This is a genomic window from Okeania sp. (assembly GCF_983059655.1).
Genome location: NZ_CEZPJD010000249.1, coordinates 1 through 10,008, shown reverse-complemented (window position 1 = coordinate 10,008; position 10,008 = coordinate 1). Strand labels below are relative to the sequence as shown.

The following is a 10,008-nucleotide window of genomic DNA, read 5'->3' as shown; positions in this document are numbered from 1 at the left end:
AATAATCAAAATTAAGCAATACTACAGATTATATTATTCAAAAAACTAGAAATTATCTATCTAATTCTATGCTCAGTAACTAAAGTTAAATTTACCCATTCTCCTTTCTCATTATAAGTACGAATAAGTCGTTGACGAAGGTCAGGTTTAATTAACCAACCAGCCTCAAAAAATACAGGTTTTCTCAACTCAACTTTAATCGGCAAAGTAGCAGAAGCACCATCAGGAAGGAGTAAAACTTTTACAGGTTGAGAACCTTCGTCGAAGTGTAAAATAGAACCTTCAATTCTCGCACTAGAAGTAATTATTTTCTGATTAGTACTACCAAAAGTAATTTGCTGAAATAATCGACCTGTATTATCAATCTTTAATTCCATTTGAGTTGGATAAATATCCGGTTTCCGCAAATCAGGATAAATAGTAATAGCTTCTCCCTGCCATTTACCTAATAAAGCATCTACTGTGAGATTCGGATTTTCTAAAGCATTTGTATCTGCTCGTTTTTCTCGAATTAAAGTTAATGTTTGGAAATTTCCATCCTGGTTAAATAATTCTACTAAACGAAGACGACGATTTTGATTAATAAAACTAAACTCAGCACCATTAACTGAAATTGGTGATATTTGAATTGAACCTTGAGAAAAAGCCCCATCTTCAAAAAACATAATATCTTTGCCAAGGGTTTGATATTCTCTGACTAATTCATTAACTTTTGGCGGAGAATTATCCCCTGAAGAGGTAAAGCGACGGAGAGTTAGACGAACTGTTTTATTCTGCTCATCCAAGCTTTCTAAAATCAGAATACTAGGTGTATCTTCAACTATTTCTCCTTGAGCAGAAATTTTAGTAAACGAGCCATGCCATTCACCAAGATTTTGTAAAAAATTTTCCCATTGTGTTTTCATATTTTTCTAACAAATTTATTGATCTTTATAGTAAAAGGAAGAAGGAAGAAAGAAGAAGGTAGAAGGGAAAATATTGTGTAAGCATTTCCTGCGGAATGCTGCGCAAACAGCTATTAGCTTTCAGCTAGCCTCCTCCGGAGGAACTGCGGACTTCAGCAACAAGACTCTCTCATGCTAAGACAGCGTTTAAATTAAAAACTGACTTTAAGGGCAAGGGAGCCAACTTTTTCAGTAAAACAATTAGTAAAGCTTTTATAGCAAACTAAGAGCAATAGCTGAATGCGAGCGCATCCCGCAGAGAAGTGCTGATAGCTGACGGCTGAATACTTACAATATTGTTTTGTCTGAATTTTAAACTTTTGATACAACAATAGATATCTTCAATAATCAAAAATTAAATCAATTATCGTACATAAATTATCAATTATTTTCCCCTAATCCCTACTCCTTACTCCCTCTTTTCCAGAGATGTCTAATTTCCATACTAGTTTTGAAAAAAACTATATATGCTATAGCAATCCTATTTTACTCGTGTCAAAAATCTTACTGCTTTTTAGGGAACAGCAGTGTGACCCCGCGTCGGCGACAGACGCAAGCGGTCAGACCCCGCGTCGCCGTCAGCTCGCTTGCGGAATGCTGACCAAGAGAGGGAACGCGCACCAAGAGAGGGAACAGGGAATAGGGAACAGGTAAGAGTTTCAGTTTTTTTATCTACTTTTTGATTTGTCGCAACCTCTGCGCGGATTGCTATATACCTGTATCCGCTCAATAAATGGGGGCGGACTATCAGTTTAGGAACAATTTTATGCCATTTGAGGCTTGAAGTTTACCAATTTACCCCGGATTATTGAGCAGTTACCTATACTTGTGTATAAACCTAGGAAATTATTAAGTTTATTTTTGACTTTTTTCCTCAATAAATTTAGTATTACCTTTTCTGTGGCGGATTTAATACCTCACCGTCAACAGGAGTGTTTAAAATTGTTTGCAATTATAAAACGTGTAGGAAACTATTCATAAGCAATTAAACCTTCTGCATTCTTTAAAATCATAAATTAATATTTTTTTCATCAAAACTAATTGAACCAGGGCCAAAAGAATAAATCATTAACAATCCTCCGATTAATCCAAGATTTTTCATAAAAGCAATTTCCTGGGAAGGATCTGCAAAAAGATTGTGGAAAATTAGGCTACTTGGAATTAAAAATCCTATTAATAAAAGTGCGCCATAACGGGCTTTATAACCAACTAAAACAGATAACCCACCTATTAATAAAACAGCAATTGTCGGAAATAAAAGCCAACCAGGAATTCCTGCGGATGCCATATATTGTTGAGCACTTGCTGGGTCGAAAATTTTACCAATACCTGATTTGATAAAAACGGCAGAAAGGAAGATTCTGCCTAAGAGTGAAGTCCACTTTTGTAAATTATTCATGTTGCTTTGGCTAGTATACTTTTTCGTTTACTATTTTATTTGATATTTCTAACATTGATATTTATTTTTTGTAAAATTTCATACAATATATCGGCAATAGGGTATATGGAATAGGGAACAAGAAGAGATTGATTGGGGAAAACATTTTTATTATGGCTAATTAATGAGGCTTGATATTAGGATTTTTATTTGAAGGGGCAAGAAGGAAAAAGTGTCTGTGGATACCAATAGAGTTGGCCATAAATTTACCGAGACCAACTTTAGATCTTCTTTATTCTTGATACTGTTAATTATCCAACACTACTTCTCTAGAGAATATAATATAGTCTAGGTTCATTAGAGCTAGTAGATAAAAAGCTTTAGTCGATCTGATTAAGTATTAATTCACTACATTAAGAATATGAAAAAAATTGCTATTTTGATATCTATTGCTACAGTTTTTTTGAGTAGCAACAAAGCTTTTGCTGGAGAACATGGCGCTCACTGCCTGAATATTATTAGTGGTGAAATGAAACAGTGTAGAGTTATTATCTCAAACAGAAATAATAGCCTAGAAATGAATTTTAAATCTGACAAACTTCAAGATGTTAATATGAAATTGAGAGGTAATCAGATTACTGAAATTTCAACTGGTGAATATGCTAAAAAAAGAGCTAAAGAAACTATTGGTGCCAGTTTAGTTCTCGGTCCCTTGGGAGCATTAGTTGGTCTATTTGCTAAACAGGATAGGACTCAGTTAGCTCTTGAATATGTGGATTATCAAAACAATAAAAATGTCACGATGATTGATATTCCTACAAAACATAGCGAACCTCTAATGAAAGATTTAGAAATTTTGACTGGTTTACAAATTCGTAATACAGAGGGAACAGGGAACAGGGAATAGGGAACAGGGGGGAATAGTTGATGATGTATGGATAATAATTGATTTGATTTCTGATTTTTACCAGATGTTTAGTAGACATCTCCGATCATAAAAAATAAAAATAATTATCGTACAAAAATAATTAATTCTTTCCACCTATTCTGTAAGAACGTTCATGCAACGTTCCTACTCCCTCCTTTGGCAGAGATGTCTACTCAAAAATTATCTAAAATAAAAATCTGTTGATAATCAAAAATAAACTCAATTATTGGGCACAAATTATCAATTATTTCCCCCTACTCCTTACTCCCTGTTTCCCAGAGAGGTCTAATATTAAAGTTAATTAATATGGCTAAAATTATGCAAAAACAATTAATTGCTCTTGTTTCTGTTGCTTCATTATTTTTTCCAGGTAATATTGCCTTCGCTAGAACTCATGGGGCTCATTGTTTAAATAATAATAATGGGGAGTTTAATCAATGCAAAGTCAATGTAGATATTTCAGGTAAGCGCCTGGATATAGCGTTTGATAAAGAAGAATATCAAGATGCTAATTTTACTTTAAAGAAAGAACAAATTACGGAACTTTCTACAGGAGATTATGCAAAAACTCAAGTCAGAAAAAGTATTGCTAAAGGTATTCTTTCTCCTGTTGGTGGAATAATTAGTGCTATAGATAAACAAGCTAGGGTTCAAATAGCAATTGTTTATTTAGATGCACAAAATAATGAAAATGTTACCTTGGTTGATATCCCTAGTCGATATGCTTTATTATTCAGACAAGAACTTGAAACTATGACTGGATTAAAAGTGAGAAAATAAGAAGGCGTTTAACAATTAATAATTAATTATAGCAATTCCCATACTTATGAGGTACAAAGTTTTAGGTTTGAGGGAATAGAGAAAAGGGAATAAAAAGACAAAAAGATAACTGTACCTCACAACTTTGGGAAACGCTATATTAATTATTACTTCTCCTTGAAAACGGATATGATTGACACGCTAGGAAAAATTTTTTTTCTCTTGGTCGATTGGATATGGTTAGGTAACCCATCCATCCCACCCTTCGGGAAGCTACGCTAACGACCCCTTTTTTCGCCTTTAAAAGAGACTGAATTATTCGGTAAGGTGGTAGGTAGATAGGTTTATAGGTGGTGAAAAAAAACTTACTGCTGTTTGCTACTGCCCCTAAGCTCCCACTCAAAAAAGAAAGTTTAAAAGAATCTAAAAAAACAAGGAAAAAGTAATAAAAATTGATAAATCGAAAAACTTTAGATAATAATGTTATAGCAGTCGAAGCAAAAGGCACAGACATATCAAAAGCTTAAAACTCAGACAACGCCAGATTTTTCCTTCTCCCTTCTCCCTTCTTCCTTGCTTTCTTCTGGTATATAAATTAAAAAATACCTACAAATTCTATATGTTCTTCTAAAATAAAATTAATATTGAGGTTAATTTTGAGGATTTATGATTTATGACCCCTGAAACAATAGTCAAACAATCTTTAGGAACAACAGGTGGATATACAACATTTAGTGCTGAAAACTTTAATGCTTGTGTAATGAATACCTACGGGCGTTTTCCCATTGCCCTCGAACGCGGTGAAGGTTGTCGTGTTTGGGATACCGAAGGAAAAGAATATCTAGATTTTGTGGCCGGAATTGCTACCTGTACCCTTGGTCACGCTCACCCCGTAATGATGGCAACAGTATCGCAACAAATTCAACGACTACATCATGTATCTAATCTATACTATATCCCAGTTCAGGGAGAATTAGCACAGTGGTTGACAGAACATTCCTGTGCAGACAAAGCATTTTTCTGTAATTCTGGAGCAGAAGCTAACGAAGGAGCAATAAAATTAGCCCGCAAATATGCTCACGAAAAATTAGATATTGAAAATCCGACAATTTTGACTGCCCATGCTAGTTTCCACGGAAGAACTCTAGCAACTATTACCGCAACAGGGCAACCAAAATATCACAAAGGTTTTAGCCCCCTAATGCCGGGATTTTATTATGTGCCCTACAATGATATTGCTGCTATAGAAAATGCGATCGCCGAATTAGACAAAGACAAACGACAAGTTGCGGCTATTATGCTAGAAGCACTCCAGGGAGAAGGTGGCGTTCGTCCTGGTGATGTAGCTTACTTTCAGAGAATTAGAGAAATTTGTGACGAGAAAGGTATTCTCTTAATATTAGATGAAGTACAAGTAGGTATGGGTCGTAGTGGCAAACTTTGGGGATATGAAAATCTGGGCATTGAGCCAGATATTTTTACTTCCGCTAAGGGATTAGGTGGAGGTATTCCCATCGGAGCAATGTTATGTAAATCTCACTGTGATGTTTTTGAACCAGGCAGTCATGCTAGCACCTTTGGTGGAAACCCTTTTGTTTGCTCAGTAGCGCTCGCTGTTTGTCAAACTTTGGAACAGGAAAATTTGTTGACAAATGTACAGCAGAGAGGCGAACAGTTGCGAGCAGGGTTAAATGCTATTGCCACTAAATATCCCGACCTATTTACCGAAGTACGTGGTTGGGGTTTGATTAATGGTATGGAGTTGAAAGCAGATGTGGAGTTTACTTCTATCGATATAGTCAAAGCTGCGATGAATGAAGGTTTATTAATTGTACCTGCGGGTCCGAAAGTATTGCGTTTTGTACCTCCACTTATTGTAACTGCTGCCGAAGTTACTGAAGCTGTAGATGCTTTGGCAAGAGCGATCGCTAGGGAGTAGGGGAGTAGGGGAGTAGGGGAGTCAGGGAGTAGGGGAGTGGGGGAATAGTAGTAGGGTGTGTGAGCGGAACAAAGTGGAGTATCACGCACCATTTTTCCCACTAGACATCTCCAATAATCAAAAATAAAATCAATTATCCCAACTCCCTCTTTTGGAAGAGATATCTAATAGGAGTAGAGGTGCGTTACGCTGTCGCTAACGACTGTAAAATCTTTTAATCACTCTTAATTATTCAAACATATTCTTTTTTTAAATTGGTATTGTAGAATGACAATATTAAGTTGGTTATGAAATGTAACTATGAATATTACTTTAAGTCCAGAACAAGAAAAATTTATTCAATCCCAAATTGCTAAGGGAAAATATACTAACATTCAACAAGCAGTTGATGCAGCTTTAAAGTTGTTAGAAAAACAAGAGATTACTCCTACAGAGTTAGAGGAAAAATCAACTCATCAACTGGATAAATTAGCTGGAACTTGGACAAAAACTGATGAAATTGAATTTTTAGAGAATACTCAGCCTTTTAGAAAGATTGAGACAAATTTATAAAAGTTCATATAATTTTTAAACTATGGTAACTCAAAAAGTGAGTATCTGGGGTAATTCCCTTGGAGTTATACTTCCGCAAGCGATTATCCAAGAGGTAGGTTTAAAAGAAGGAACAACTGTTTCTATATCTACTGAAGGTAATAAAATTATTCTGTCCCCTACCAAACCTAAATACAGCCTTGAGGAGCTACTTAAAGAGGCTACTCCAGATATGCAGCATGATGAATTGGATTGGGGTGAGTAGTAGTAGGGTGTGTGAGCGGAACGAAGTGGAGTATCACGCACCATTTTTCCCATTAGACATCTCCAACAATCAAATAAATTATCCCACTGTTATTCATCAATTCTTTCTCCCTATTCCCTACTCTCTCTTTTGGAGGAAATGTCCAATAGGGGTAGAGGTGCGTTACGCTATCGCTAACGACACCCTACTCACTCACTGCGCGTCTTCCTCTCTCCGCGTCTCCGTGTCCCCCCCTCCCCGCGTCCTTATCCACTCAAAATTGGAAAAACATACCCTTTAGGGGTAGAGGTGCGTTACGCTGTCGCTAACGACACCCTACTCACTCACTGCGCGTCTTCCTCTCTCCGCGTCTCCGTGTCCCCCCCTCCCCGCGTCCTTATCCACTCAAATTGGAAAAACATACCCTTGTAAGCTACTCCCTACTCCCTACTCCCTCATAATGAATAAAATTAATCATCAATTCAAACAATTAAAAATCTGGCTAGGAATAGGAGTAGCGATCGCTTTTCTTTCTATTTCCCTATACGCAATAGTAAGCTCCCCAAAATTAGTCACTGCAAAAGCTATACCCGAAAAAAAAGAGGTGCGTGGAGTCTGGATAACTAATGTTAGTAGTACTGTATTATTCGCTCCCTGGGGAATTAACCGCGCCCTCCGTCAACTTTCTCAACTCAACTTCAACACTGTTTATCCCGTAACCTGGAATAGAGGTAACACATTTTATCCCAGCGATCTTGCTCGAAAAGTCACAGGGCAACCTCAAGACCCTACCCTTGCCACATTTCGCCTTGGTCGGGATGTACTCAGAGAAATATTTACACAGTCGCATCGCCAAGGTTTACGAGTCATCCCTTGGTTTGAATATGGTTTCATGGCACCAATAAATTCTCTGTTAGTCAAACGCCATCCCCATTGGGTGACAACCAGTCTGGACAAAAATAGAAATTTTTCCGAAGATATATTTGAATTAGAACTCAAAGACCTGCTCCCAGAATCAGATGAACAGTCCTTATTAACAACACTACAACAGTCTCTCTCTATCAATAATGTTTGGCTTAACCCCATTCATCCACAGGTACAAAAATTTTTTATCGACCTGATATTAGAAGTTGTCAAAAAATACGATGTCGATGGCATTCAAATAGATGATCGCTTTGCCATGCCAGTACAATTAGGCTATGATCCAATTACAGTTCGCCTCTACAGGGAACAACATCAAGGTAAAATGCCTCCAGAAGATTTTACAGACCCAGAATGGATGCAATGGCGGGCAAATCAAATAACCGCTTTAATGGAAAGACTTTATAAAGCCATAAAAGCAGTTAAACCTAATTGTATAGTATCCTTATCTTCTAATCCCGACGACTTTGCTTATAAATTATATCTGCAAGACTGGCCAACTTGGATAAAACGAGGTATAGTAGATGAATTTGTTTTACAGGTGTATCGAGATAACTTACCTTCATTTTTAGCTGAATTGGAACAACCAGAAGTAAAATTGGCCAAAAGTAAAATTCCTTTCAGTATTGGTATTCTCACAGGCACCATGAAAACACCCATGAAAATAGAGCAAATTCAACAACAAGTCAAAGCAGTACGCGATCACCACTTTGCAGGAGTATCTTTTTTCTATTGGGAAACCTTATGGGGTTATATGACTCCAAATTCACCCCAAGAGCGACGGACTGGTTTTAAGCAAATGTTTCCGACCTCAGTATCTCGCCCGAAATAGGACACGGGGACACGGAGACGCGGAGACGCGGGGAGTAGGGAAGTGGCTCACACTGATTATGGCACGGATATACGGATAGGTCAGGGAGTAGGTAGGGACGTTGCATGCAACGTCCGTACAGGGAGTGAGGGAGTGGGGGAGTGGCTCACACTGATTATGGCACGGATACACGGATAGGTCAGGGAGTGGGGGAGAAACTGAAATACATCCTCCTCCTGGGAAGCTAGGCTAACAGAAAATTACTGATAATAAAGTTTTTGTTTGTAGTTGGGCTTTAGCCCTTGCAATAATTATATGGTGTATTAGATATCCCCGGAAAATAAATAAACCTTTTAATTAGAGGGGTTAAGGAAAGAAAAATTCGCCCTAAAAAATCCTTTTTCGTACCTTCGCGCGTAAAAATATCTTACCGAATAATTAATAATTAATAATTAAATAATTCTGGTTTAAAGCCTCCCCTTTTAAGGGGAAAAAAGCGGTTGAGGGATGGCGAGGTCCCCTCGCCATATCCAATCAACCAAGAGAAGAAATAATATTTCCTTATATTCAATTCCGTAAAGGTTAAAACCCGAGGTAATTATCAATTATCAATTAATGAACTGTTGCCTACTCCTGGAAAAAATTTATATCTTTTTCACGCCTAGGTCTATTAGAGCTAAAGCCCAACTACAAGCTTGTGTCAATTACTAAATCATATTATCATCCATCCCACACTAAATCTAAAACCATAGCCTGGGGTTTTTGGCTACAGTGGGTATTTTTCACCGTTGTCGGCTTTTTAGTCAGTTTAATATTTGTAGAAATAGGTGTTAGACCCTATATTGGTGCTTTTTCAGGAGCCATCGGTGGTGGCATCATCGGATTAGCCCAATGGTTGGTACTGAGAAATTATATTTTCCGAAGTAGATGGTGGGTTGTAGTAAATATTGTGACATGGTTATTAATCGGGGCCAGTAGTTTAGGAGCATTAGGTTGGGTGGCCCCACGAACAGAACAAATTTTAGTTAGGCTATTTCATGGGTTGATTAATGGAGCTATTGTAGGGGCAATTTTGGGATTAGGCCAATGGTTTGTACTTAGAAAGCAAATTTATGGGGAAGAGTGGTGGATAATTGCTAATATTATTGCTTGGGCTATAGGTTTATCCCTTGGTTGGGCAGTGGGTGGATTTATTTATGGGGCGATCGGTCTATTTATTAGTGAGGCGATCGGTCTGTTGGTGACATGGTTGTTTGTGGCTTTTGTTACTGGTATTGCTTTGGTGCGATTATATTCAGGTTGCTGAAAAGGGAAGTGTAATGAATAATAAATAATTAATAATTATTGAAAACGGATATCTTAATTATTCGGTAATTTGTAAATATGCCAGCGCACATTGCTATAATTTCAAACTTTCGAGCCTATAAAATATCACTTTTGACTTTTAACTTTTGAGTTAATTACTTACTTTTGACTTACAGCGCTTTCCGCTGTTATAAGGTACACCCATCGCGGGCAAGATGCCCGCACTACAATATTTTCACTATTCATCT

At 37.3% G+C, this 10,008-nt stretch carries 9 protein-coding genes; 7 read left to right on the top strand and 2 right to left on the bottom strand.

The window, feature by feature from the left end; all coding sequences use genetic code 11:
- Positions 1-56: 56 nt before the first annotated feature.
- On the bottom strand, positions 57-905 hold the full coding sequence (locus tag AC3DU7_RS15370; RefSeq protein WP_488040204.1) for a DUF3598 family protein: 849 nt from the start codon (positions 903-905) through the stop codon (positions 57-59).
- Between the two features lie 1,048 nt (positions 906-1,953).
- Positions 1,954-2,343 (bottom strand): DoxX family protein, encoded by a 390-nt coding sequence (locus AC3DU7_RS15365; RefSeq protein ID WP_488040203.1) that lies wholly within the window; start codon positions 2,341-2,343, stop codon positions 1,954-1,956.
- Positions 2,344-2,743: 400 nt separating this feature from the next.
- On the opposite strand from AC3DU7_RS15365, the gene AC3DU7_RS15360 reads away from it, so the two are divergent.
- From AC3DU7_RS15360 to AC3DU7_RS15330, 7 genes are all read left to right on the top strand, one after another.
- The gene (locus AC3DU7_RS15360) at positions 2,744-3,229 is read left to right on the top strand and encodes a hypothetical protein (RefSeq protein WP_488040202.1); all 486 of its coding nucleotides are present in this window, start codon (positions 2,744-2,746) and stop codon (positions 3,227-3,229) included.
- Between the two features lie 327 nt (positions 3,230-3,556).
- Entirely contained in the window at positions 3,557-4,030 is a 474-nt protein-coding gene (locus AC3DU7_RS15355; protein ID WP_488040201.1) for a hypothetical protein, read from the top strand.
- A 652-nt stretch (positions 4,031-4,682) separates the two neighbouring features.
- Positions 4,683-5,948: an acetylornithine/succinylornithine family transaminase gene (locus AC3DU7_RS15350; protein ID WP_488040200.1), complete on the top strand. Its 1,266-nt coding sequence runs from the start codon at positions 4,683-4,685 to the stop codon at positions 5,946-5,948.
- A gap of 300 nt (positions 5,949-6,248) precedes the next feature.
- Positions 6,249-6,500, top strand: a complete 252-nt coding sequence (locus AC3DU7_RS15345) for a ribbon-helix-helix domain-containing protein (RefSeq protein WP_488040199.1) — start codon at positions 6,249-6,251, stop codon at positions 6,498-6,500.
- A 22-nt stretch (positions 6,501-6,522) separates the two neighbouring features.
- On the top strand, positions 6,523-6,744 hold the full coding sequence (locus tag AC3DU7_RS15340; RefSeq protein WP_488040198.1) for an AbrB/MazE/SpoVT family DNA-binding domain-containing protein: 222 nt from the start codon (positions 6,523-6,525) through the stop codon (positions 6,742-6,744).
- Positions 6,745-7,183: 439 nt separating this feature from the next.
- The gene (locus AC3DU7_RS15335; protein WP_488040197.1) at positions 7,184-8,476 is read left to right on the top strand and encodes a glycoside hydrolase family 10-like protein; all 1,293 of its coding nucleotides are present in this window, start codon (positions 7,184-7,186) and stop codon (positions 8,474-8,476) included.
- Between the two features lie 676 nt (positions 8,477-9,152).
- On the top strand, positions 9,153-9,761 hold the full coding sequence (locus AC3DU7_RS15330; RefSeq protein ID WP_488040196.1) for a hypothetical protein: 609 nt from the start codon (positions 9,153-9,155) through the stop codon (positions 9,759-9,761).
- Positions 9,762-10,008: the final 247 nt, after the last annotated feature.